21 protein-coding genes are annotated in these 23030 nt (G+C 64.2%); 8 read left to right on the top strand and 13 right to left on the bottom strand.

What is annotated here, in order from left to right; translation table 11 throughout:
* Nucleotides 1–28: 28 nt before the first annotated feature.
* The gene (rpsD, locus tag ACXAJV_RS05990; RefSeq protein WP_475083032.1) at nucleotides 29–646 is read right to left on the bottom strand and encodes a 30S ribosomal protein S4; all 618 of its coding nucleotides are present in this window, start codon (nucleotides 644–646) and stop codon (nucleotides 29–31) included.
* Nucleotides 647–966: 320 nt separating this feature from the next.
* Between rpsD and ACXAJV_RS05985 the strand changes: the two genes are divergently transcribed.
* Nucleotides 967–2010: a serine hydrolase domain-containing protein gene (locus ACXAJV_RS05985; RefSeq protein WP_475083030.1), complete on the top strand. Its 1044-nt coding sequence runs from the start codon at nucleotides 967–969 to the stop codon at nucleotides 2008–2010.
* On the opposite strand, the gene ACXAJV_RS05980 is transcribed toward ACXAJV_RS05985, so the two are convergent.
* Nucleotides 2007–2747 (bottom strand): RNA methyltransferase, encoded by a 741-nt coding sequence (locus ACXAJV_RS05980; protein WP_475083028.1) that lies wholly within the window; start codon nucleotides 2745–2747, stop codon nucleotides 2007–2009. The genes ACXAJV_RS05985 and ACXAJV_RS05980 overlap by 4 nt on opposite strands.
* Nucleotides 2744–4183, bottom strand: a complete 1440-nt coding sequence (locus ACXAJV_RS05975) for a hypothetical protein (protein WP_475083025.1) — start codon at nucleotides 4181–4183, stop codon at nucleotides 2744–2746. The genes ACXAJV_RS05980 and ACXAJV_RS05975 overlap by 4 nt, the downstream gene beginning before the upstream one ends.
* A 205-nt stretch (nucleotides 4184–4388) precedes the next feature.
* Here ACXAJV_RS05975 and ACXAJV_RS05970 point away from each other — a divergent pair, with 205 nt between their 5' ends.
* From ACXAJV_RS05970 to ACXAJV_RS05960, 3 genes are all read left to right on the top strand, one after another.
* The gene (locus ACXAJV_RS05970) at nucleotides 4389–5612 is read left to right on the top strand and encodes an NADP-dependent isocitrate dehydrogenase (RefSeq protein WP_475083023.1); all 1224 of its coding nucleotides are present in this window, start codon (nucleotides 4389–4391) and stop codon (nucleotides 5610–5612) included.
* A gap of 112 nt (nucleotides 5613–5724) precedes the next feature.
* Nucleotides 5725–6150, top strand: coding sequence for a hypothetical protein (locus tag ACXAJV_RS05965; RefSeq protein ID WP_475083021.1), 426 nt, complete (start codon nucleotides 5725–5727; stop codon nucleotides 6148–6150).
* Between the two features lie 50 nt (nucleotides 6151–6200).
* Complete coding sequence (locus tag ACXAJV_RS05960; protein ID WP_475083019.1) at nucleotides 6201–6611, top strand: hypothetical protein; 411 nt, start codon at nucleotides 6201–6203, stop codon at nucleotides 6609–6611.
* Here ACXAJV_RS05960 and sigJ read toward each other — a convergent pair.
* The 5 genes from sigJ to recA all read right to left on the bottom strand — a co-directional run bounded on the left by sigJ (nucleotide 6608) and on the right by recA (nucleotide 12926).
* On the bottom strand, nucleotides 6608–7483 hold the full coding sequence (sigJ, locus tag ACXAJV_RS05955) for an RNA polymerase sigma factor SigJ (RefSeq protein ID WP_475083017.1): 876 nt from the start codon (nucleotides 7481–7483) through the stop codon (nucleotides 6608–6610). The genes ACXAJV_RS05960 and sigJ overlap by 4 nt on opposite strands.
* Nucleotides 7480–8409: a hypothetical protein gene (locus tag ACXAJV_RS05950; RefSeq protein WP_475083014.1), complete on the bottom strand. Its 930-nt coding sequence runs from the start codon at nucleotides 8407–8409 to the stop codon at nucleotides 7480–7482. The genes sigJ and ACXAJV_RS05950 overlap by 4 nt, the downstream gene beginning before the upstream one ends.
* Nucleotides 8410–8494: 85 nt before the next feature.
* Nucleotides 8495–8953, bottom strand: coding sequence for a nuclear transport factor 2 family protein (locus tag ACXAJV_RS05945; RefSeq protein WP_475083012.1), 459 nt, complete (start codon nucleotides 8951–8953; stop codon nucleotides 8495–8497).
* Nucleotides 8953–11607: an alanine--tRNA ligase gene (gene alaS, locus ACXAJV_RS05940; RefSeq protein WP_475083010.1), complete on the bottom strand. Its 2655-nt coding sequence runs from the start codon at nucleotides 11605–11607 to the stop codon at nucleotides 8953–8955. The genes ACXAJV_RS05945 and alaS overlap by 1 nt, the downstream gene beginning before the upstream one ends.
* A 242-nt stretch (nucleotides 11608–11849) precedes the next feature.
* Nucleotides 11850–12926 carry a recombinase RecA gene (gene recA, locus ACXAJV_RS05935; RefSeq protein ID WP_475083007.1) on the bottom strand — a complete coding sequence of 359 codons (1077 nt, stop codon included), beginning with the start codon at nucleotides 12924–12926 and terminating at the stop codon, nucleotides 11850–11852.
* A 161-nt stretch (nucleotides 12927–13087) separates the two neighbouring features.
* Here recA and mltF point away from each other — a divergent pair, with 161 nt between their 5' ends.
* A complete protein-coding gene (gene mltF, locus ACXAJV_RS05930) occupies nucleotides 13088–14458 on the top strand; it encodes a membrane-bound lytic murein transglycosylase MltF (protein WP_475083004.1) in 1371 nt (456 codons plus the stop codon).
* Between the two features lie 6 nt (nucleotides 14459–14464).
* On the opposite strand, the gene ACXAJV_RS05925 is transcribed toward mltF, so the two are convergent.
* On the bottom strand, nucleotides 14465–15337 hold the full coding sequence (locus tag ACXAJV_RS05925; protein ID WP_475083002.1) for a DUF5694 domain-containing protein: 873 nt from the start codon (nucleotides 15335–15337) through the stop codon (nucleotides 14465–14467).
* Nucleotides 15338–15451: 114 nt separating this feature from the next.
* Between ACXAJV_RS05925 and ACXAJV_RS05920 the strand changes: the two genes are divergently transcribed.
* Entirely contained in the window at nucleotides 15452–15715 is a 264-nt protein-coding gene (locus ACXAJV_RS05920; protein ID WP_475083000.1) for a DUF7218 family protein, read from the top strand.
* 18 nt (nucleotides 15716–15733) lie between these two features.
* Complete coding sequence (locus ACXAJV_RS05915) at nucleotides 15734–16303, top strand: NADPH-dependent FMN reductase (protein WP_475082999.1); 570 nt, start codon at nucleotides 15734–15736, stop codon at nucleotides 16301–16303.
* 2 nt (nucleotides 16304–16305) lie between these two features.
* Here the strand turns inward: ACXAJV_RS05915 and ACXAJV_RS05910 are convergent, their stop codons facing one another.
* From ACXAJV_RS05910 to fliQ, 4 genes are read right to left on the bottom strand one after another with little or no spacing between them, the layout of a single operon-like run.
* Entirely contained in the window at nucleotides 16306–18846 is a 2541-nt protein-coding gene (locus ACXAJV_RS05910; protein ID WP_475082997.1) for a hybrid sensor histidine kinase/response regulator, read from the bottom strand.
* A gap of 36 nt (nucleotides 18847–18882) precedes the next feature.
* Nucleotides 18883–19983: a flagellar biosynthesis protein FlhB gene (gene flhB / locus ACXAJV_RS05905; RefSeq protein ID WP_475082995.1), complete on the bottom strand. Its 1101-nt coding sequence runs from the start codon at nucleotides 19981–19983 to the stop codon at nucleotides 18883–18885.
* A gap of 10 nt (nucleotides 19984–19993) precedes the next feature.
* The gene (gene fliR, locus ACXAJV_RS05900; RefSeq protein WP_475082994.1) at nucleotides 19994–20746 is read right to left on the bottom strand and encodes a flagellar biosynthetic protein FliR; all 753 of its coding nucleotides are present in this window, start codon (nucleotides 20744–20746) and stop codon (nucleotides 19994–19996) included.
* Complete coding sequence (fliQ, locus tag ACXAJV_RS05895) at nucleotides 20743–21006, bottom strand: flagellar biosynthesis protein FliQ (protein ID WP_475082993.1); 264 nt, start codon at nucleotides 21004–21006, stop codon at nucleotides 20743–20745. The genes fliR and fliQ overlap by 4 nt, the downstream gene beginning before the upstream one ends.
* Before the next feature lie 111 nt (nucleotides 21007–21117).
* Here fliQ and ACXAJV_RS05890 point away from each other — a divergent pair, with 111 nt between their 5' ends.
* Nucleotides 21118–23028 carry a DUF885 domain-containing protein gene (locus ACXAJV_RS05890; protein ID WP_475082991.1) on the top strand — a complete coding sequence of 637 codons (1911 nt, stop codon included), beginning with the start codon at nucleotides 21118–21120 and terminating at the stop codon, nucleotides 23026–23028.
* Nucleotides 23029–23030 lie beyond the last annotated feature (2 nt).

Raw genomic sequence — 23030 nt, 5'->3', positions numbered from 1 at the left:
CCTGTTTTCCAGGTCGGATTTCGTCCTCTTACGAGGAGTAGAATTCGATGACCAGGTTCGGTTCCATCTGCACCGGATACGGCACTTCGGCGAATTCCGGCATGCGCACGAAGGTGGCCTTCATGGCTTTCGGATCCAGGTCGATATAATCCGGGATGTCGCGCTCGGCGCTTTCCAGCGCTTCCAGCACCAGGGCCATGGAACGCGAGCGGTCACGAACCTCGATCACGTCACCCGGCTTGCAGCGGAAGGACGGGATGTTGGTCTTCACGCCGTTCACCTTGACGTGGCCGTGGTTCACGAACTGACGCGCAGCGAAGACGGTCGGCACGAACTTGGCGCGGTAGACGATCGCATCCAGGCGGCTTTCCAGCAGGCCGATCAGGTTTTCCGTCGTGTTACCCTTGCGGCGCGAAGCCTCGTCATAGGTGCGGCGGAACTGCTTTTCGGTGATGGAACCATAATAGCCCTTCAGCTTCTGCTTGGCGCGCAGCTGGAGGCCGAAATCGGACATCTTGCCCTTGCGGCGCTGACCGTGCTGGCCCGGGCCGTAGGAACGCGAATTGACCGGAGACTTCGGACGGCCCCACAGGTTCTCACCCATGCGGCGGTCAATCTTGTATTTCTGCGAATGACGCTTCGACATGTTCTCTCTATTCGATGCGGCCCGGCGCGCTCTCCCCCATCAGCACGCGATCAAAACGGCGGTCCACGCATCGTCCCGTTAAAGTGAAACGATCCGGGGGCAGGCCCCGGCGAGGGAAGCGGGGGTTTTACCTGCCAGGACAGGGAAGTCAATGGGTGCGCTGCCGGTGCGGCGGCAGGATCGCCAAGCCGCTGCGGGCCTGCGGCAACGACACCTGGCCTTGACCCCGCCCACCCCCGGTTTTAGGCACCCCTATGCGCCTGATTATACCGATTGTTTTTTTCCTCGCCGCGACTCCTGCAGAGGCCGCTGATCCGGCCGTGTTGGCAGAGCTCGCCCGGTCACAGATGAATGCCGCCGTCGAAGACGGCGAGACACCGGGCCTGTCGGTCACCCTCCTGCAAGCGCATGGCCAGCGGATCGACTTGCACGCTGGCCTCGCCGACCCGCGCGAAAACCTCCCCGTGGGTAGCGACACGCGTTTCCTGTCCGGCAGTGTCGGCAAGACGATCACCGCCCTGGTCGCGGTTCAGCTCGCCGAAACAGGCGCGCTTGACCTCGACGCGCCGGTCTCGACCTGGCTGGCAGAGCGGGACTGGTGGGACAGGCTGGCCAATGCAGACCGCCTCACTCTGCGCATGCTGCTCAACCATTCCGCCGGCGTGCCGGACTATCTGGAAGACGTCGACTTCTTCCTTGCCGGCCTGACCCGCGGCAATCGCGGCTATTCCCCCGACGAGCTGGTCGGCTTTGTCGCGGGCGATGCGGCCGAGGGCGAACCGGGCGCGCACTTTTCCTATTCCGATACCGACTACATCCTGGTCGGCCTGACCATCGAGGCCGCAACCGGCGAAGCGTTCTATGACCTCGCGCAACGCCTTGTGATCGAACCGCTGGGCACGACGAGCACCGAGCCCCTGCAGGGCCGGACTTTCGAGCATCTCGCGGCCGGACATACACGCGGCCTGTTCGGCCGTCAGGCCACCGCGCGTCGCGGCACATTGAAGTCCAATCTCGATCATGAATGGACAGGCGGCGGCTGGGTCACCACGCCGGACGACCTCGGCACGCTGTACCGCGCGCTGGGCGATGAGGGCCGTTTCGCAGCAGAAGGCGCCATCATGCGGGCCGGTCTCAATGCGTTCGACGAGGCCGGCACACGCGGCTACGGGCTGGGCATCTATGTGCGCTTCCATGAAGACGGCGGCTACCGCATCTCCCATGGCGGCGATTTCGGCGGCTACCGGTCGGCAGTCATTCATGACAGCAGATCGGATCTGACCCTCGCCGTTCAGGGCAATCACAAGGATTTCGAAGCGCCCGACTTTGCCTTCGAGCTGTTCGGGGCGCTGACGGAGGATTAGTCCTCGCGCACGATCCGCGCCTTGCCGCGCCCCAGGGTCAGGGCCTTCACGGCGCCACGGAAGGTGCGCACTTCCTGTTCGGTCCAGCGGCCGCGGATGAAGGCATTGCGCAGGTTCTGGACCATCAGCGGGGTCTTGGACGGCGGATGGAAGAAGCCGGCACGGTCGAGTTCGCTTTCGAAATGCTCGAACATGCGTTCGAGATCTTCGCGTTTGGCGATGTCCGAGACCGGCTCGAATTCCGCCGGCGTCGCTTCCTCGGCTTTCCACTCATAGGCGATCACGGCGATGGCCTGGGCCAGGTTGAGCGAGGAGAAGCTGCGATCCACCGGCAGGGTGATGATGGCGTCGGCCATGGTCACCGCCTCATTGGGCAGTCCGGACTTCTCGCCGCCGAACATCACGCCGACCCGCTCGCCAGCGGCGATGGCGGCCCGCATCTCGGCAACCGCCTGGCGGGCAGTGAGAACCGGCTTCTCCATGCCGCGCGGCCGCGCCGTGGTGGCGTAAAGGCGGTTGAAGTCGTGGGTGGCATCGGTCAAACGGTATTCCACGCGCGCATTGCCGAGGACCGGTGAGCCCGCTGACATCGTGATCGCCTTGTCGTTCGGCCAGCCATCGCGCGGATCGAGCACCACGAGCTCCGGCAGGCCGAAATTCCCCATTACGCGCGCCGCCGCGCCGATATTCTCGCCCAGCTGAGGCGTGTGGAGGATGAAGGCGGGAGTCTCAGTCATGGATTGTGCACAAACCCTGTCAGTTGGCCGTTTTCGTCGAACTCCGGCATAAGGCCCGCCAAGTCCATCGCTGCGCGCAGTTCGCCGGCCGGATCGGCGACGCCCTCGATCACGATCCGGCGCAATTGCCGGACAAGATCCGCTTCAGCTCCCAGCCCCGACATGGCCGCGAAGAAGAGGTCAGCGCTGACGGGCTCGTCCATGTCGAGCGCAGCCGACTGCATCGCCTGCCAGATTGCATAGATGTCCCCGTCCGGTGCGCCCGCTTCTGCGATCAATGAGACGAGCGCGCCGCAATCGTAATATGCGCCGAAATAGCCGCGAGCTCCCGCGCCGCGCAATGGACCGTTCTGCAAGGCCGGAAGGCAATTCGTCCAAGCCTGGGCGTAGGCGGTATCGATATAAGTGTCAGGCTCTTCGGTCATGCCGGCAACCAGCGCATTCGCCATCGTGTTGGCGCCACCCTCATGGATCCAGCTGTCCGCCGTGTCGCCATTGCGGGCGCCGCTGGCATTCTGGAACTGGTGCGCCACTTCATGGGCGAAGAACCAGTTGAGATAGTTGCGCAGGCGTGGCGATTCCGTCCGCATCGCCTCACCGGACGAGTCCAGCATGATCACCGATCCGGAGACGCCGCCCTTGTTGGAAAAGCCCGGATTGTCGTAGCCGCCAAAGGCGAAATAGAGCACGGCCCGCTCGTCGAGCGGACGCTGCCAGCGCGCTTCATAGAGCGCAAAGATCGCCTCCATGTCCCGATCGATGGATGCGAGCACCCAGTCCGGCAAGCCCCGGTCGATGACGCCGATATAGCTGCGCCCTTCAACGATCTCGCCATCGCCCAGATAGACGAAACTCCCACCGCCGAGCGACACGTCTTCTATCGCGCTCTCACGAACGGCGCCGTCGAACACCATCCGCCGGCCGGAGCGGACCCGGACACCGAGCACAGGCTGTTCGCCGCGCCAGCGATCAAGACGGCCGTCCAGCGCAGCGGCAGCGTCGGCGTCTGCCACGGGCATCAGGTCGAACTGGCCGGTGAACAGGGCGAGACCACCATCGGAGAAGTCGACGAAGGGGCTGTAATCGCCCTCCGGATTGACGAAACGCGGCTCGGCGACCAGCGAGACCCGGGATACGGGCGCATCGAATACCAGCGTATCGAAACCGTTGAGGCGCTCCAGACGTGCCCCCTCCTCCGCGATCTCCCAGGCGCCCACGCGATAATCGCCCGTAGACCGGCTGAAGATCATCGCGGTCTGCGGCGCCGCGAAGACGTATTCGATGTCGAAACGGCCATCGGCCCGTTCCGAAACCGTTGCCGTCACACCGGTGCCCTCGATCAGGGCCGCGCTGTCCTCCGCCGCGCCGCCCGCGCCGTCGCAGGCCGAAGCGATCATGGCGAGCGCCAGTGCAAATCCGATCCGAATGATTGTCATTATGCGTCCCGTGCCGATACGCCCCCCGGCGCCAGCGGCAGTTAACAATGTTCGAAGGCGGAGAGAAAGTTACGGTGGCGGACAGGCGCGCGCTTTTTCAGGCCGGGCCTTCCTTGACTCAATGACCGATGCTAGAGAGCGCGCAAATTCTCTCGTGCGCCTGCGGGCGCACCTCCCGTACGTCCGAAAAGAAAGCAGAACACCCATGGCGAAGATCAAAGTCGATACCCCGGTCGTCGAGCTCGACGGCGATGAGATGACCCGCATCATCTGGCAGATGATCAAGGACAAGCTGATCCTGCCCTATCTCGACATTGATCTGAAATACTACGACCTCTCGGTCACCAAGCGCGATGAGACCGATGACCAGATCACCATCGATGCCGCCAACGCGATCAAGGAATACGGCGTCGGCGTGAAATGCGCGACAATCACACCGGACGAGGCCCGCGTCGAGGAATTCGACCTGAAGAAGATGTGGCGCTCGCCGAATGGCACGATCCGCAACATCCTCGGCGGCGTCGTCTTCCGCGAACCGATCGTGATTTCCAATATTCCGCGCCTGGTTCCGGGCTGGCAACAGCCGATGGTGATCGGCCGTCACGCCTTCGGCGACCAGTATCGCGCCACTGACTTCCTGGTGCCGGGCAAGGGCACACTGACCATGAAATTCACTCCGGAAGACGGCGGTGACGAGGTCGAGTACGAGATTTTCAACTTCCCGAGCGCCGGCGTCGCCATGGGCATGTATAATCTGGACGAGTCGATCCGCGACTTCGCGCGCGCCTCGTTCAATTACGGCCTGCAGCGTGGCTGGCCGGTTTACCTGTCCACCAAGAACACCATCCTCAAGGCCTATGACGGCCGCTTCAAGGACCTGTTCCAGGAAGTCTTCGACGCGGAGTTCAAGGACGCCTTCCAGTCCAAGGGCATCTCCTACGAGCACCGCCTGATCGATGACATGGTTGCCGCGGCCATGAAATGGTCCGGCGGCTTCGTCTGGGCCTGCAAGAACTATGACGGCGACGTGCAGTCCGACACCGTGGCGCAGGGCTTCGGCTCGCTGGGCCTGATGACGTCGGTGCTGATGTCTCCCGATGGCAAGACGGTGGAAGCGGAAGCCGCCCACGGCACGGTCACCCGCCACTATCGCCAGCACCAGCGCGGCGAGCAGACCTCCACAAACTCCATCGCCTCCATCTTCGCCTGGACGCAGGGCCTGACCCATCGCGGCCGTATGGACGGCAATGAAGACCTTCAGAAGTTTGCCAAGACGCTGGAGGACACGATCATCGAGACGGTGGAAGCCGGCTACATGACCAAGGACCTGGCGCTCCTGGTGGGCGAGCAGCAAGGCTGGCTGTCCACCGAGGGCTTCCTCAACAAGGTCGACGAGAATTTCCAGAAGGCGATGGCCAACTGGGGCTGATCCTTCGATCGAACGAACCGGAAAAGGGCGGAGCCAGAAAGCTTCGCCCTTTTTTATTGCCCTTGACGGCTGTGGCCCCAACCGACACCACTCGATTGCGCAAGGGGCCAAGATGACAATCGATCTGACCGGAGTCTGGTTCGGCGAGTATGGTTATCCGCTCGGCGAAGCGCCCGTAACGTTCATCGCCAGCATCGATGATTGCGGCGGCCTGCTGACCGGCCGGACCGACGAGCCCAATACCTTCGCAATGCGCGGTGCCATGCGCCTGTTTGCCCATGTCCAGGGTACGTGCAGGGACGGCGTCGTCTCCTTCACCAAGACGTATGACGGCACGGGCGGCGCCGTCCATTCGGTGGCCTATACGGGCGAACTGAGTGCCGATGGGAATACGGTAGCCGGTATCTGGCGGACGCGCGGATGGTCCGGCCGCTTCACCATGTCACGACCCGTTGTCCCGGCGACAGAATTCAGCGAAGCGCTGGAAACCGTCGAGGAGGAACGCGCGACCTTGATTTTGGGCGCCCAGGACCGATAATCAAACAGTTTTGATAGAGAACTTCCCGCTGACAAAATCGGGGACGCAGGGTGAATTTCAGCATCGATTTCGAAGCGGAGAACGATCTGTGCGTCTACCGCATTTCGGGAAAGCTCGCGCCCGACAAACTCCTGTCCATGTTCGCCATGGCCCGGATCCAGCCCGGTTGGTCAGACGATTACGACTTCCTGACCATTCTGGACCACGTCTCGCTCAGCGATATCAGGGCGGACTCGGTGAGCCGCTTGATGGACACGATGCGCGAGAATGACGATGCCAAACCTGCACACAAACGCCGCGCAGCCATCGTCTGCAACGATCCGCTGTCCAAGGCCACGCTGACCTATTGGGAGTTCTCCAGCCGCAACAGGCTGACCACAGAACAACGCGTCTTCCAGCACGAAACGCAGGCCCGCGCCTGGCTTTCCGCCGTCCGCACCGTGAGCAATACAGCGACCTAGAGCGGCAGCTTCAGCGGGTTTCGCATCACATAGATCCAGCCGATGCGGGAGGGATCGTCCGCTGCCGGTGTGACGGTCAACAGGAAGTCACTCGCGCCCCCGTCGAGAATACCGATCGCCGGACGGCCATTCATCCAGATCAGATCCGGCGCCCGGTCTGGGGGCTTTCGCGTCGCCAGGGCATGCATGACCTGCGCGGTTTCGGCCGCCCCCATCAGCGGACGCAGAGCGGCCCGCGCCTTGCCACCGCCGTCGCTGATCGCAACCACGTCCTCGGACAGCAGCGCCGCAATCTGCCGGATATCGCCCTTGGCGTAAGCCGTCATGATACCGGCCAGCAATTCCATGATGGCCTCCGGCGCACTTCCCGCGCGTGCCGGCCCGCCGCGCGTCTTGCGCCGGGCGCGCGAGACCAGCTGGCGGCAGGCCGCTTCCGTCGTATCGAGAATCCCGGCGAGCGCCTCGTATCCCGTGTCGAAGGCCTCGTGAAGAATGAAGGCCGCGCGCTCGCGCGGCGTCAGGGCCTCCATCGCCCACAGAAGGGCGAGTTCAGCCTGCTGTGCCGTCTCGATGCGCTCCAGCAGATCGTCTGCAGGATCGTGCAGCCAAGGTTCGGGTAGCCAGGGCCCCGTATAGGCCTCCCGGCGCACCCGCGTCTTGCGCAAGGCATCGATCGCCAGCCGCGTGGTAACGGCGGTCAGCCAAGCCTGCGGATTGGCAACACCGCCGGTATCGGCACGGTCCCAGCGTAGCCAGACATCCTGTACCACGTCCTCGGCCGCCGCCCGTTCGCCCAGCATCCGATAGGCGATCGAGATCAGGCGGGGACGTTCGGCCTGGAAGGCCGACAGATCGGTTCGAGGGACGGTCATGCGGCTGCCACTGTTTCTGTCTGGCCGGCCACGTCAAGCCTCTGGCAGGCCGCGCCGAAGCCCGTCAGCTTCTTCATCGTCGGATAGGTGCGCGAGACGACGACCGCCAGCGCCAGTTCCGACAGGGCAGCCTCGCCGTAGCGCTCGACGATTTCGTCACGCATCTCCATCGCTTCCGCCTCACCTGCCAGGACCGCGGCCGTATAGCTGAACCCCAGCGCGGACACCGGGTCGGCCAGCCCGAAGTCCCGCCGGATGAGCGCACGCACTGAATCCGGATCGGCGCCATCGGCGTAGATCTTGTCGATCGTGATCTGCGCGCACGGCCCGCAATCCTCCTGTAGTGACGCCGCCAGCGAGGCGCCATGAAGCAGCGCGGACGGGGCCTGCCCGGTGGAAAGACCCGACAAGCCCTGCAATGCCGTCAGGAAGGGCACGCTGTCGGGCACCGTATCGACAAGCCGGTGCAGATAGGTCGCATCGTAGGACCACTGCGCCTCGAAACGCCGCAGCGCCGTATGCACCAGGCGCGGCATCCCTGTCCCCAGTCCCGAAAGCGGAGCCCGGAGGGCAAGAAACACCAGGATCAGCGCCGGAAGGATCACACCGCCGGTCTCGACCACCCAGGCGGCGCGCGACACCGCTCCGTGCATGGCCAGGCCTGCGAGGTGGAAAGCGGCATGCAGGAGCGGCCAGGCCAGCCCGGCCAGGATCAGGCTGCGCCGTCGCAGCCAGACGCCGGCCGCCATCGCCCCGGCAGAGACCAGAAAGGCAAAGCCGATATCGACGATGAAATGCAGATTGTATCCGCCGGTCGCACTGACACCTGCCGTGCCGTCGAAAAACCCCTGCGGATCCGCGATCATTCTGACGCCATTGAGCCAATAGAAGATGGCACCGAGATAGAGAAGACTGCGCTGGATCATCCGGAACTCCCTTGCTTTCGGGTTCCAGACGGTCGGGCTCGGCATTTTGTGACAGACGCGTGCGGCTTATTTGGGTGTGCTGGCCCTACCCCGCCCCGCCGGTGCGCTTCATCGTGACGAAGGTCTCTGCCTCTATCCGCCAAGCCGTGCCGTCATGACGCCATTTGGCGAAGTAGCGGCCGGAATAACGCACCGACATCCCGTCCAGCGACCAGCTTCCGCGCCAGCGACCGGTCTCTGCGGCCAGCAGCCCGTCCTCGCTGATCTCGATACGGGCCGGCGCGCGGACATAGGCGATATCCGGCATGCTGGCGAAGACGCCTTCCCAGGCACCCAGCTGGGCCTGGCGCCCGGTGATCAGCTGGGCCTCGTCGCCCGGCACCAGGATCGCCTCCTCGCTGAGAACCTCGGCGATCGCCGGCGTGTCGCGCGCGTCGAGCGCGGCGTTGAAGGATTCGCGCGCCGCCACGACCTGCCGCGCCAGCGCCTTGTCACCGGTCAGCTGGACGTCGCGGGACGCGGATGGTCTGGCCTTGCGGGCCATCAGCCCGCCAGCGCGGCGCGAATGGCATCCAGCCCGGCCGCAGCGTTGGCGCCATCCGGTCCGCCCGCCTGGGCGAAGTCCGCCCGGCCGCCACCGCCTTTGCCGCCAACGGCTCCGGCCCCGGCGCGTACAAGTTCAACGGCGCTGAACTGCGTGGTCAGATCGTCGGTGACACCGACTGCCAGCGCCGCCTTGCCGTCATTGACCCCGATAAAGGCGGCCACGCCCGACCCCATCGAGGTCTTGGCCTCGTCGATCAGGCCGCGCAGATCCTTGCCGCCGACGCCCTCGACCACACGGCCGATGAATTTCGTGCCGGCGATCGCTTCCGGCCCGGCCGGCGCGGCACCACCGCCGCCACCCATGGCGAGCTGTTTCTTGACCTCGGCAAGCTGGCGTTCCAGCTTCTTGCGTTCATCCATCAGGGAGGTGACACGCGCGGCCAGATCGACCGGAGTGACCTTCAGCGCATCGGCCGCGGCGCGGCCGAAACCGATCTGCTCATCGACATAGCGGCGGGCGCCCTCACCCGTCATCGCCTCGATGCGGCGTACGCCTGACGAAACAGCGCTCTCCGATACGATCTTGAACAGGGCGATGTCGCCGGTGCGGTCGACATGCGTGCCACCGCACAATTCCACCGAATAGGCCGTGTCGGCATCGGCCAGGGCCCGGCCCATAGCCAGCACACGCACCTTGTCGCCATATTTCTCGCCGAACAGGGCCAGGGCGCCGGCCTCGATGGCAGCATCCGGGCTCATCTCGCGGGTCGAAACGGCGGCATTCTGGCGGATCACGGCATTCACCTGCGCCTCGATCGCCGCAATCTCGTCGGCCGTCACGGACTTGTTGTGGCTGAAGTCGAAACGCAATCGATCCGGGCCGACATAGGAACCCTTTTGGGTGACATGCGGCCCAAGCACATCGCGCAGGGCGGCGTGCAGCAGGTGCGTGGCCGAGTGATTGGCTTTGGTCGACACGCGGCGCAGCGCATCCACGGACAGGCGAGCTGTATCGCCGGTCTTCACCTCGCCCTTCTCCAGCACGCCAATATGGGTATGCAGATCTCCGGCACGCTTCTGTGTGTCTTCCACCCGGAATACGGCGCCATTCTCGAACAGGATGACGCCGGTATCGCCACACTGGCCGCCACTCTCGCCATAGAAGGGCGTGCGGTCGAAAACGAGTTCCGCTGTCTGGCCATCCGCCAGGCTGCCTGCTTCGGCCCCGCCGGAGACGATAGCGGCGAGACGGCCCTCGCCTTCGGTGCCGTCATAGCCGAGGAATTGCGTCGCCCCGGCCGCATCGCGCACACCGAACCAGACGGCGTCGGGCGCGGCATCGCCGGAGGAGAACTTGCTGGCGCGGGCATCCGCGCGCTGCTTGTCCATTGCCTTGTCGAAACCGGCCTCGTCGACCGTCAGGCCCTTGGCGCGCAGCGCATCCTGGGTGAGATCGAGCGGGAAACCGTATGTGTCGTAGAGCTTGAACGCCGTCTCGCCAGGCAGAACACCGCCTTCGCCCAGGCCTTCGGTGGCCTCTTCGAGCAGGGACAGGCCGCGGCCGAGCGTGCGCTGGAAACGCTCTTCCTCGACTTTCAGCGTGTCTTCGAGCAGCGCCTGGGCACGGCCGAGTTCGGGATAGGCATCGCCCATCTCGGCCTTGAGGGCCGGTACCAGCTTCCACATCACCGGCTCGGTCGCCCCCAACAGATGCGCGTGACGCATGGCGCGGCGCATAATCCGGCGCAGCACATAGCCGCGGCCTTCATTCGACGGCGATACGCCATCGGCCATCATGAAACAGGTCGAACGCAAATGGTCGGCGATGACACGATGGCTCGCCAGGGCATCGCCCTGTGCCTTCACGCCCAGCACGTCTTCGCCGGCGCGGATCAGGTTTGCGAACAGATCGACGTCATAGTTGTTGTGCTTGCCCTGCAGGATCGCCGCGATCCGCTCCAGCCCCATGCCGGTGTCGATCGAGGGTTTGGGCAGGTCGATCCGGGTCGCGGCATCTACCTGCTCGAACTGCATGAAGACGAGATTCCAGATCTCGATGAAACGGTCGCCATCCTCGTCGGGCGAGCCCGGCGGGCCGCCCGGAATGTTTTCTCCGTGGTCGAAGAAAATCTCCGAACACGGACCGCAAGGCCCCGTGTCGCCCATGGACCAGAAATTGTCGGAGGTGGAGATGCCGATGATCTTCTCGTCCGGCAGGCCGGCGATCTTGCGCCACAGCGCCCGCGCCTCGTCATCCTCGGAAAAGACCGTGACGAGGAGCTTGTCCTTGGGCAGGGCGAATTCCTTCGTCACCAGCTCCCAGGCATGGCTGATCGCGCGTTCCTTGAAATAGTCGCCGAAGGAAAAATTTCCCAACATTTCGAAGAAGGTGTGGTGGCGCGCCGTATAGCCGACATTGTCGAGATCATTGTGCTTGCCGCCGGCGCGTACGCATTTCTGCGACGAGGTGGCGCGCGGAATGGCGCGCTTTTCCTTGCCGGTGAACACATTCTTGAACGGCACCATGCCCGCATTCACGAAGAGCAGAGTCGGATCGTCCTGCGGCACCAGCGGAGCCGATTGCACCACTTCGTGATCGTGACTCGCAAAATAATCGAGGAAGGTGGCACGGATGTCGCGAAGGCTGGCCATGGATTACGGTCCGTCGTGTTGCGGGCGCGGGAGAGACCGAGATGATCGCAAACCCGCCGATTTTTCAGGATATCATATAGAAACGGGTGCCCGGCCTAGCCAAGCACCCGTTCACAATCAAGCTGCGATTGCCGGAGCGGTGTGTCGCTGGCGCCTGTTCCGCGCCCGTCCATGCCGTTTTCCGGCGTTTCCGCCAACTCTGACGGCCCGGCACCCGCAGACTTCCGCCCGTCAGGCCAATATCAGCCGGCCGCAGCCTCATCATCGGCATCGGGGCCGGTGAGCATCTCGTCGGCGATCAGGCCGGCATTGGCCCGGACCTTCTTCTCGATCTCGGCAGAAATGTCCGGATTGTCTAGCAGGAACTGGCGCGCATTCTCGCGGCCCTGACCGATGCGTTCGGAACTATAGGAATACCAGGACCCGGACTTCTCGATCACATCACCCTTCACACCCAGATCCAGCAGTTCACCCATCTTGGAGATGCCTTCTCCATAAAGAATGTCGAACTCAACCTCCCGGAAGGGCGGAGCGACCTTGTTCTTGACAACCTTGACGCGGGTCTGGTTGCCGATCACCTCGTCGCGGTTCTTGATCGCACCGATCCGGCGGATGTCGAGGCGCACGGAAGAATAGAATTTCAGCGCATTGCCGCCGGTCGTGGTTTCCGGAGACCCGAACATCACACCGATCTTCATGCGGATCTGGTTGATGAAAATCACCAGGCATTTCGATTTGGAAATCGAGCCGGTCAGCTTGCGCAGCGCCTGGCTCATCAGGCGCGCCTGCAGACCCGGCAGGCTGTCGCCCATTTCGCCTTCCAGCTCGGCGCGCGGGGTGAGCGCTGCCACGGAGTCGATCACGAGAATGTCGACCGCACCGGAGCGCACCAGCGTATCGGCGATCTCAAGCGCCTGTTCGCCGGCGTCCGGCTGGGAGACCAGAAGCTCGCTGACATCAACGCCGAGCTTGCCGGCATAGACCGGGTCGAGCGCGTGTTCGGCGTCAACGAAAGCAGCCACGCCGCCGGCCTTCTGGGCCTCGGCGACGGTGTGCAGCGCGAGCGTGGTCTTGCCCGAGCTCTCCGGACCGTAGATCTCGATGATCCGGCCTTTCGGCAGACCGCCAATGCCCAAGGCAATATCGAGCCCCAGCGAACCGGTGGAAATCGCTTCGATATCCATCGACGGACGCTGGCCGAGCTTCATCACGGAGCCCTTGCCGAAAGCCTTGTCGATCTGGCTCAGCGCGGCCTCGATGGCCTTCTGCTTGTCGGTGTTTTTATCGTCCTTCACGAGTCGAATCGCGCCCTTGCTCATAGCCTTCATCCCTTATTTCACGCCCCCGGGGTGCGGGCAACCGACGTCAGACGTACCAGCTTTGTTCTGGGAACACAAGCAGAACACTTATGGTTAACAAAACGGAACAAAGAGGCATATCCGGATTGCACAATGACGCGTTCGCGCTACAGTCCGGCACTATGGGACGTCCGTTTCTGTCAGCGGCGAAGGCGGTTCGGGCCGTCATTGCCGGACTCATCCTCGTTCAGTGCGCGCCGGACCGGCAAGGTCTGGAAGATATCTCTTTGGCCTATATCCAGGCCCGCGGCGAGCTGATTGTGCTTACGCTGGACGGACCGACCAGTTTCGACCCCGGTGGCGAGGCGCCGGCCGGATATGAGGTCGAGCTGGCGCAGGCTTTCGCGGACAGTCTGGGTGTCACCGCCCGGTTCGAACCGCGCCGGGACATCGACAGCCTGTTCGACAGCCTGGACGCCGGCGAGGGCCATATCGCCGCGGCCAATCTCACAGTCACGCCGGCACGACGGACCCGGATCTCGTTCGGCCCGGCCTACAAGTCCGTCACCGAGCAGCTGATCTGTCGGCGCGGCGGGCGCGCGCCGACCACGCCGGACGCTTTGCCCGGCACCACGATCCGCGTGCTGGCCGGGTCGAGCTATGAGGAAACCCTGGAAACCCTCGCGCGGCAGCAGCCAGGCGTGCGCTGGAGCGCGCGGACTGCCGGATCGGCCATGCCGCTTCTTGAAGGCGTCGACCGCGGCACGTTCGACTGCACCGTCTCCGACAGTCATCTCGCGGACTTCGCGCGCCGGAGGCACCCCGAGCTCGATGTCGCCATGACGCTGACCGAGGAACGCCCGCTCGCCTGGGCCCATACCGGCCGTATCGAAGGTCTGGACGAGGCGCTGGCGGAGTGGTTCGCCTCGGCGCACGAAACCGGCCTGCTCGCCGATCTGGACGAACGCTGGTTCGGCCGGTTCGGTGCTTTCGACTATGTCGATGTGGCGCGCTTCGTACGCCGCGTGCAGAGCCGTCTGCCGCAATACCGCCCGGCCTTCGAGCGGGCCGCCGCAGAACTGCCCTTCGAATGGGAGTTGCTGGCCGCGCAGGCCTATCAGGAATCCCACTGGGACCCGGATGCCGTCAGCGCGACAGGCGTGCGCGGTCTGATGATGCTGACCCTGTCGACCGCCCGCCGGGTGGGTATCGAGGACCGCAACGACCCCGAACAGAGCATTGCCGGCGGGACCGCCTATCTCGCCGATCTCTTCGAGCGCGTCCCGGACGGCGTGACAGGCGAGGACCGGATCTGGTTCGCCCTCGCCGCCTATAATGTCGGCATGGGCCACATGTATGATGCGCGGGCCCTCGCCGAGCGGCTCGGGCGCGACAAGAATTCCTGGGACGACCTCGCCCGCACCCTCCCCCTGCTCTCGGACCCGCGATATTACGAGACATTGCGCCATGGCTATGCCCGCGGCCACGAGCCCGTGCGCTATGTGGAGAAGGTGCGCGAGTACCGCGCCCTGCTGGACGCCCAGGGGATCTAGACCCCCCTACTCTGCAGCCGGCGCGGGCGGCACAGCCGGCAGGTAGTCGAGCGGGTCGACCAGTGTCAGCCAGGGCGAAGCCGCCACCAGCTCACGCAGGATCGCGGCATGGCCCTGGCCGACGATCAACAGCACACGCTGGTCGTCGCGGCCCTCCAGCTCGTAGAGCAGATTCTGCAGCATCAGGAGGTTGCGCGTGTACCAATTGCCCACCGTATAGGCACCGGCGGGACTGCCGTCAGCTTCCCAGAGCCGGATCTTATAGGCGAGATAGAAATCCTGGTTGGCGTCGAGCGCCGCGTCGGTATTCATCCAGGCCAGCACTTCGCCGACCGTGTGCGCCGCCTGCCGCGCCTCGGTCTCGGCCGTGAAGCCGCGTCCGAGCGCATTGCTCGCCGCCTCGACGCCGGCAAGATGCGGATCCGGCTCCGATCCCGCCAGCTGCTGGTAGGCGAGCAGCAGGTCCTCATAGGCCATGAAGCGATGATCCGCATCGATCGGCGCAACCCGGTCCAGCCCCATCCGGTCCGCCATACGAAAGCCGATCTGCTGGCGTTCATTGACCGTCAGATCGGCCTCACCGGCGCGCCAGGCAGCATATCGCTCATTGATCGGGGATTCCCGGCCGGCCTCCACTGCAACCATGGTCGGCGCGAATACGGCGAGACCGTCGAGCAAGTCGGCAATCTCGGCCTGGCGGCGTTCCGACAGCATGTCGTCGGCGCGGGCATTGTACTGATCCCGCCCCGGATTGGAAAAATGATAGGTCCCCAGGATCAGCACTTCGGCGACGGGTTCGGGCCGTGGCGGCATCTGGGCGAGCGCGGTGGATGTGGTGGCGGCAAGCGTGATCGCGGCCGTGATGATTGTTCGCAACATGAGAAACTCCCTCTCGTCTCGAACAGGAGATGCCCGGGAGCGTGCAAACAGATGCAAAGGAACCCGGCCCTTGCTGCCCCCGTTGTACCGGCAACGCCAGTCAAGGAGTCCGACATGCCAAAGAAGGATCCCGGCCCCTCGGTCAAGGATGACGACCTCTACGAGAAGCTCCGCGAGGAGGGCATGAGCAAGGAGAAGGCTGCCCGCATCGCCAATGCGGAAGCGGCCGGAGATCAGCCAATGAAGTCCGGCGGCAAGGCGCCACCCTATGAGGACTGGACGAAGGACGAGCTTTACGACCGTGCGCAGGAGATCGGCATCGAAGGCCGCTCCGACATGGACAAGTCAGAGCTGATCGATGCCCTGCGCAACCATTAGAGCGAAAGGAGGCGTTTCATGACCCGCCCCATCACGATTGCCGGTATCTCAGGCAGCTTGCGGCAGGAATCCTTCAACACGGCGGCCCTGCAGGCTGCGGCCGAACTGGCCCCGGACAAGGTGACCGTCAACCTGCTCACCCTGCACGATATCGAACCGTTCAGTGAGGACACCGAGGCCGATGGCTGGCCGGACGGCGTCGCCGCGCTGCGCGAGAAAGTCGCCCCGGCCGACGGCATCCTGTTCGCGACGCCGGAGTATAACTACTCGATCCCGGGCGTGCTGAAGAACGCGATCGACTGGCTGTCGCGCCCGACCGGCAAGGGCCCGATCACCGGCAAGCCAGCCGCGATCATGGGCGCCTCGCCCAGCCCCTTCGGCACGGCCCGCGCCCAGGCACATCTTCGCCAGATCGTCTTTTACAATGCGATGCCCCTGCTGCCCTATGACGAAGTGCTCGTCATGAAGGCCGGCAACAAGATCGAGGACGGCCGCCTCGTCGACGAGAAAAGCCGCGATTTCGTCAAGGAATTGATGGCCGACTTCGCCGATTGGGTGCGCCTGCACACGGAGAGGAAGGCGGCCTAGACCTACCCCGCCTGCTCGCCCAGCTCTTCCTTCACCTTCTCGGCCAGCTGCGTCAGCGTGAAGGGTTTGGGCAGGAAGCTTACATCCTGTTCCTTCGACAGCGTGTCGGAGAATTGTTCGGCGGCGTAGCCGGAGATGAAGACCACGCGGGTACCTTCCAGCATGTCGCGGGCCTTTTCCAGGAGGCCGGGTCCGTCGAGGCCCGGCATCACGACATCGGAAATCAGGAGGTCGAAACCCTCCTCATCGTCCTCGAGGATTTCGTAGGCCTCCTCGCCGTCACAGGCTTCCACCACGTCATAACCGCGCTTGGCCAGTGTCTTGGCCGCAATGGCGCGCACAGCATCCTCGTCCTCGACCAGCAGGATACGGCCGCGGCCGGAGAGATCCTCGGGCGCCTTCTCGACGGTCTTCTCGGCTTCCGCCTCGCGCAGCTCGACCGCCTCCTCCTCGGTCGGCTCGTGGCCGGGCAGGTAGATGGTGAAGGTCGTACCGACGCCAACCTCGCTGTCAGCGAACAGGAAGCCGCCGGACTGTTTGACAATGCCATAGACAGTGGCAAGGCCCAGCCCTGTACCCTTGCCTGCCTCCTTGGTGGTGAAGAAGGGTTCGAAAATCTTCTCCATCGTCGCCTTGTCCATGCCGTGCCCCTCATCGGTGACGGCAATCGACAGCCAGTCGCCCTCGCGCGGACTGGGCGCGCCGGCATTGCGCACGACATCATCGCTGACCCGGGAGGTCTTCACGGTCAGCGTGCCGCCACCATTCTCGCGCATCGCGTCGCGCGCATTGGCGGCCAGGTTGATAATGGCGGTTTCCAGCTGGCCCTTGTCGGCCTTGATCATCGGCAGATCGCGGCCATGGATGATGTCCAGCCGCACCGTTTCCTCGACAATCTGGCGCAGAAGCACGGAGACGTCGGACAGGAGATCGCCGATATCCAGCGTCTCCATGCGGAAGGTCTGCTTGCGCGAGAAAGCCAGCAGCTTGCGCACCAGGCCGGCAGCGCGGGCGACAGTCTGGTTGATCGCTTGCAGCTCGGAATAGTCCGGGTCGCCGACCGGGTGGCGATTGAGCAGCTCGTCCGTGTTCAACCGGACGGCGGTGAGCAGGTTGTTGAAGTCGTGGGCCACACCCCCGGCCAGCTGGCCGACCGCCTGCATCTTGTTGGACTGGGAGAGCTGGCGCTCCATTTCCTTCCACGCCGTCACGTCAATGACGTAGGCAACGCGCTTGCCGCCACGGGCCGGCGCAAAGGCAAGGTGGACATAGAGCTGACCGTCCGGCGTCACCAGCCGGGCTTCGGCCGGATCGCCACTACCGGCCATGGCGGCCGAGAAGGCATCGACCGGCGAGCGGCCGTCATCCCAGTTGAACAGGTCGCAGAAGCGCGTGCCGGGAATAGCGCGGCCACCGGTGAGCTGCATCAGCGCTGGATTGGTATCCTCGATGATAGCGGTTTCCGGATCGGCGCCGTCCAGGCGCACGACGCCGAACGGCGTGGTGGCGAACATGTCTTCCATGGTCGAACCCGCCGCCGCGCCGGTCGCCGCCATGGGCTCAGCGACCCCCGGAGGCGCACCGGTTCGCGACAGGCCGTACATCACGGCCCGGCCCAGCGCGCCCTCTCCGGGCAGCCATTCGACCACGATCGCAACCGGGCTTTCGATGCCGTCGCGCGCCTTGAGGCGAGCATCGATCCGGGCAGCACCCTCGCCGCCCCGGCTGTAAAGCACGCTGCGCGCGCCATCGCCGGCGAGGATATCGCGCAGCGAGGGGAAAGGCACACCTTCAGTGAGGCCCAGCCATTCGCGGAAAGTGGCGTTGCCGCCGACAATGTCGCCATTGGCACGCAGGGAGAACAGAGCCACCGGCGCATGCAGGCTCCAGTCAGCCGAGACCGGTTCCGCACCGGCATCGCCACTGCGCTCACCGGCACCGACGAGGCGCCAGAGGATCAGACCATCGGCCTGGGGAGAGGCTTCGAGGTGGAAACGCCGGATATCGCCCTCGCCCAGAGCGAGCGGCGGCATCATCTCGCACGCCCCCTCGCCGCGGGCCGCGGCCCGCGCCAGACGGTAGACCGTGCCGTCACCGCCACCGGCGCCCGCCCAAAGGCGGTCAATGCTCGGCAGGCCGAAGCTCTGGCCGAAACCGCCCGTCTTGCTGGCCAGTGCGTGATAGGCCGCATTACCCCAACGCGGCGCGCCACGCCGGTCGGAAATCAGAACGGGCTCGGGAAAGGTCTCGATGGCGCGGAATGCCAGCGCCGCCGGTGTGGGCGCGCGGTTCTTCTCGATCTTGCGGCGCAGATTGCGGCCCGCCGTTTCGCCCGCCGCAATGGCGTAGAGCACCAGGAAACCCACGGCGGCCAGGCCGGACAGATAGACAAATCCCTGCCAGCCATCCTCGCCCGCCGCAACAACGGCGGCCCCGAAGGCAACCACGGCGATGGCACCGCAGACCCAGAAGGCCACCCGGCCGATCGGCCGCGACCACAGCGGTTTGCGGGGTTTTGGATCGGGGGCAGACGTCTCGGCCATGGGATACTCCGGCACGGATCGGTGGAAGGCGTAAGCCTAGTCGGTCGACTCGCTCGGACGATAGCGTGCGCGGCGTCCCTGTGCGAGCGAGAGAACATAACCGATCACCTTGGCCACGGCCTGGAAGTGCTCGGCGGGGATTTCCGTATCGAGATCGGCTGTCGCGTGCAGCGCGCGCGCCAGAGGCGGATCCTCGACGATGGGAATGGAATGCTCGTTGGCCAGTTCGCGGATCCGCAGGGCCACGGCATCGACACCCTTGGCGACACAGATCGGTGCCGGGGTCACACCCTGTTCGTATTTAAGCGCGATGGCATAGTGGGTCGGGTTGGTAACGATCACCGTCGCGTCCGGCACCTGCGCCATCATGCGGCGCTGTGAGCGTTCCTGGCGGATCTGGCGCAGCTTGGCGCGCACCATGGGATCGCCTTCGGACTGCTTCAGCTCGTCCTTGATCTCACGCTTGGACATGCGGTTACGCTTCATGAAGCTCTGACGCTGGAACATGTAGTCCAGCGCGGCAATGATCGCGTAGACGATCAGAGCGGCCAGCATCAGCTCGATCGCCGACTGGCGAACGATGGCCAGCACAGAAGCGATGTCGAGAGCAGGCAGTCCGGCCAGCATTTCGCGCTTGGGATAAAGCACCAGGAAAGCGGCCGCCGCGACCAGGGCCATCTTGCCGATACCCTTTAGAAAGTTGGCGATGCCCTGGGGTCCGAAATTACGCTTGAAGCCCTCGATCGGGTTCAGCTTGTCCAGCTTGGGCTGGATCTTCTCGGTGGTGAACAGCATGCCCTGCTGGACGTAGTGACCGGCAAAACCGGCGACCGCCAGCAAGGCGATCGGCAGTCCGACAAGCCCTGTCACATGCCAGGCCGTATCGCGCATCATCCGCATGACGGCATTGGGATCGACGTCGAAATTATGTGGCTCGGCGAAGAAAACCTGCATGTCTGACGCAAGCGCACGCGCCATGGGTGGAAAGGCAAAACTGATCAAGGCCAGGCCGGAGGCCAGCACGAACCAGCCCGGGATTTCCTGGGATTTGGCGACATCGCCTTTCTCGCGGGCATCATCGAGGCGCCGCTGTGTCGGCTCTTCTGTTTTCTGGCTGTCGTCTTCGCCTTCTGCCACGCCAGCCTCCCTAATTCATGTCCGTCGCGAAGCGCTGCATGCGCTCCAGCCAGACAGCACTCATCGCCCCGAGGGAGATGGTGAGAATGAACAGGCCGACGATGATATTCGACGGCATGGCGATGAAAAAGATCTGCGCCTGGGGCATCAAGCGCGAGAGCACGCCGAGGGCCAGGTAGAAAGTCAGACCGAACACGATCAGAGGCGCGGCCAGCTGGACGCCGATATTGAAGGCATCGATGAAGGCGTTGAGCGCCCACTGCGCGCCATCGGCCATCGACGGCATCTGCCCCGCATCGAACACATCGTAGGAATTCACCATCATCGCCAGCAGCAGGTGATGGGTGTTGGTCGCGAAGAGCAGCAGCAGGAAGGTGAGATTGAGGAAGGTCGCGACCAGCGCGCCCTGCTGACCCTGCGACGGGTCGAAACTCTGCGCCATCGCGAGGCCCGACTGCATGCCGATCACCTGGCCCGCCACCGCGGCCGCCGACATGAAAATGCGCGCCACGGCACCGATCATCAGCCCCGTGATCACTTCGCCCATCACCAGTCCGGCCAGCATCAGCGGCTGCTCCGGCAGCGCAGGCAGGCGCGGCGCGATCAAAGGGCCAAGCACCACACAGACCAGCAGCGCAAAGGACAGACGGATGCGCATCGGAATGCTTGGCTCGCCGAACCCCGGCATCAGCATCAGGATCGCACCGATCCGCGCAAAGACGAGACCGCCTGCGAAGACGAGTTCCGGCGCCTGCGGTATCATGGCGTGGCGATCCGGTCGAAGATCACCGTCATGAAGCCGGACATCAGACCGCCCATCAGCGGCAGGAAGATCAGCAGCGCAATGAAGATGGCGATGATTTTGGGCACGAAGACCAGTGTCATTTCCTGCACCTGGGTCAGCGCCTGGAACAGGGCAATGGTGACACCAACAGCCAGTCCGACCAGCATGATCGGAGCCGACATGGCCAGCATCAGCCAGATCGCTTCGCGTGCAAAATCAAGGACTTCCGGTCCGGTCACGTCTCGCCTCACCTTCTGCGGGGAGAATCGGTTTTACGGTTAATTATGTTTACGAATGCGCGCCGCGCGTTAAGAAAGAGTCAATTCAGCTTAATCGGGGAGTTATCCATTATGCGTCTTCGCAGCTTTGTGATCGGCACGTCCTGCCTGGCCCTCCTGGCCGCGTGCGCACCCACTGACGACACCGCGGAAACCGCGGCACCGTCCGACACGATGACAACCGAAACCGCTGTACCGGACACGCAAGCCGCCGAACAGGCCGCCGCCAGCGAGCAGACCGAAACCGAGCGCCTCTTTGCCTGGTTCGATGAGCAGTTCCAGGAAGAGCTGAACCGCTCGCCCCTGTTCAAGACCTATCTGGGCATGATCGACGACATGGAGGCCTATGGTGAATGGGACGACGTGTCGGAAGAGGCCTTCCGTGACACCCGGTCCCGCGAGGCGGCCCGCACCCGCTACATGCGCGAGAATTTCGACTATGACGCCCTCACCCATGAGGGCCAGGTCGCCTGGCGCTTCGCCGAATTCATCGCGGCGAACAACGCCCAGCAGGGCGAGTTCTGGGATCACGGCTATATCTTCACCCAGTTCTTCGGGCCCCACACCCAGCTTCCGACCATCCTGATCGGCTATCATCGGGTCGACACGATCGAGCATGCCGAGGCCTATATCAGCCGCCTAAACGGTCTGGGCGACGTGATCGAGACCTATACGGCCCAGGCCGATGCCCGCGCGCAGGACGGCGTCCTGGCCCCGGCTTTTGCCTATCCGATCGTGGTCACTGCCGCCCGGCGCTTCATCACCGGCGCGCCCTTCGACGACAGTGGCGAGGACAGCCCGCTGATGGCCGACTTCCGCAGCAAGGTCGAGGCACTGGACATCGACCAGGCCGAGAAGGACCGCCTGATCGCCGAAGCCGAAACGGCCCTGACGTCCGAAGTCGGCCCCGCCTACACGGCTCTGGTCGAGACCATGGAGCGTCATGGCGAGATGGCCGACGGCCGCAATCAGGGTGCTTGGGCGCTTCCGGAAGGCGAGAGCTTCTATCGCAGCCAGCTGAATAACTACACTACGCGCACCGACCTTTCCGCCGCCGACATCCACCAGACCGGTCTGGATGAGGTCATCCGCATCCACGACGAGATGCGCGCCATCATGGAAGAGGTCGGCTTTGAAGGCTCGCTGCAGGATTTCTTCGTCCACCTGCGTACCGACGACCAGTTCTACTACGCGGACTCCGACGAAGGCCGTCAGCAGTATCTCGACCAGGCCACCGCCTATGTCGATCACGTGATGGAGATTGCACCGCAATACTTCAACACGCTGCCGGCAGCGGATCTGGAAGTCCGCGCCGTCGAGCAATACCGCATCGAGACGGCCACCGGTGCCTTCTACGAATCCGGCGCGCTCGACGGCTCCCGCCCGGGTGCCTACTACGTCAATCTCGCCCACATGCGCGAAAACCCGAACTATCTGATCGAGACCCTGTCCTATCACGAGGGCGCGCCGGGCCACCACTTCCAGATCGCCCTTGCCCAGGAGCTGGAAGGCGTACCGATGTTCCAGCGGCTGCAAGGCTACTCGGCCTTCTCCGAAGGTTGGGCCCTCTATGCAGAGAACCTCGGAAAGACGATGGGCGGCTTCACCGATCCCTATCAGGATTTCGGCCGTCTCTCCTACGAGGTCTTCCGCGCTGCCCGCCTGGTGGTGGACACCGGCATCCACTCCATGGAGTGGAGCGAGCAGGATGCGATCGACTACATGATCGAGAACACGCCCTTCCCGGAAGGCGATATCCGCAATGAAGTGCGCCGCTACATGGTCTGGCCGGGCCAGGCGGTGTCCTACAAGGTCGGCATGCTGACCATCCTGGAATTGCGCCAGCGGGCCATGGACGCCCTGGGCGACGAGTTCGACATGGGCGAGTTCCACGATGTCGTCCTGACGAACGGCTCGGTCCCGCTCACCCTGCTGGAACAGCTGGTCGACGACTATATCGCGGCGAACCAGCCTGCCGAATAGAC

This window comes from Maricaulis sp. ABE4_448, assembly GCF_056160825.1.
This window is presented reverse-complemented; position numbering and strand designations above follow the sequence as displayed.

Excerpts from the sequence above, each read along its gene's own strand:
- rpsD (WP_475083032.1), bottom strand. The coding sequence starts at position 646 with ATGTCGAAGCGTCATTCGCAGAAATACAAGATTGACCGCCGCATGGGT.
- ACXAJV_RS05980 (WP_475083028.1), bottom strand. The coding sequence starts at position 2,747 with ATGACTGAGACTCCCGCCTTCATCCTCCACACGCCTCAGCTGGGCGAG.
- ACXAJV_RS05975 (WP_475083025.1), bottom strand. The coding sequence starts at position 4,183 with ATGACAATCATTCGGATCGGATTTGCACTGGCGCTCGCCATGATCGCT.
- ACXAJV_RS05970 (WP_475083023.1), top strand. The coding sequence starts at position 4,389 with ATGGCGAAGATCAAAGTCGATACCCCGGTCGTCGAGCTCGACGGCGAT.
- ACXAJV_RS05965 (WP_475083021.1), top strand. The coding sequence starts at position 5,725 with ATGACAATCGATCTGACCGGAGTCTGGTTCGGCGAGTATGGTTATCCG.
- sigJ (WP_475083017.1), bottom strand. The coding sequence starts at position 7,483 with ATGACCGTCCCTCGAACCGATCTGTCGGCCTTCCAGGCCGAACGTCCC.
- ACXAJV_RS05950 (WP_475083014.1), bottom strand. The coding sequence starts at position 8,409 with ATGATCCAGCGCAGTCTTCTCTATCTCGGTGCCATCTTCTATTGGCTC.
- ACXAJV_RS05945 (WP_475083012.1), bottom strand. The coding sequence starts at position 8,953 with ATGGCCCGCAAGGCCAGACCATCCGCGTCCCGCGACGTCCAGCTGACC.
- alaS (WP_475083010.1), bottom strand. The coding sequence starts at position 11,607 with ATGGCCAGCCTTCGCGACATCCGTGCCACCTTCCTCGATTATTTTGCG.
- recA (WP_475083007.1), bottom strand. The coding sequence starts at position 12,926 with ATGAGCAAGGGCGCGATTCGACTCGTGAAGGACGATAAAAACACCGAC.
- mltF (WP_475083004.1), top strand. The coding sequence starts at position 13,088 with ATGGGACGTCCGTTTCTGTCAGCGGCGAAGGCGGTTCGGGCCGTCATT.
- ACXAJV_RS05925 (WP_475083002.1), bottom strand. The coding sequence starts at position 15,337 with ATGTTGCGAACAATCATCACGGCCGCGATCACGCTTGCCGCCACCACA.
- ACXAJV_RS05920 (WP_475083000.1), top strand. The coding sequence starts at position 15,452 with ATGCCAAAGAAGGATCCCGGCCCCTCGGTCAAGGATGACGACCTCTAC.
- ACXAJV_RS05915 (WP_475082999.1), top strand. The coding sequence starts at position 15,734 with ATGACCCGCCCCATCACGATTGCCGGTATCTCAGGCAGCTTGCGGCAG.
- ACXAJV_RS05910 (WP_475082997.1), bottom strand. The coding sequence starts at position 18,846 with ATGGCCGAGACGTCTGCCCCCGATCCAAAACCCCGCAAACCGCTGTGG.
- fliR (WP_475082994.1), bottom strand. The coding sequence starts at position 20,746 with ATGATACCGCAGGCGCCGGAACTCGTCTTCGCAGGCGGTCTCGTCTTT.
- ACXAJV_RS05890 (WP_475082991.1), top strand. The coding sequence starts at position 21,118 with ATGCGTCTTCGCAGCTTTGTGATCGGCACGTCCTGCCTGGCCCTCCTG.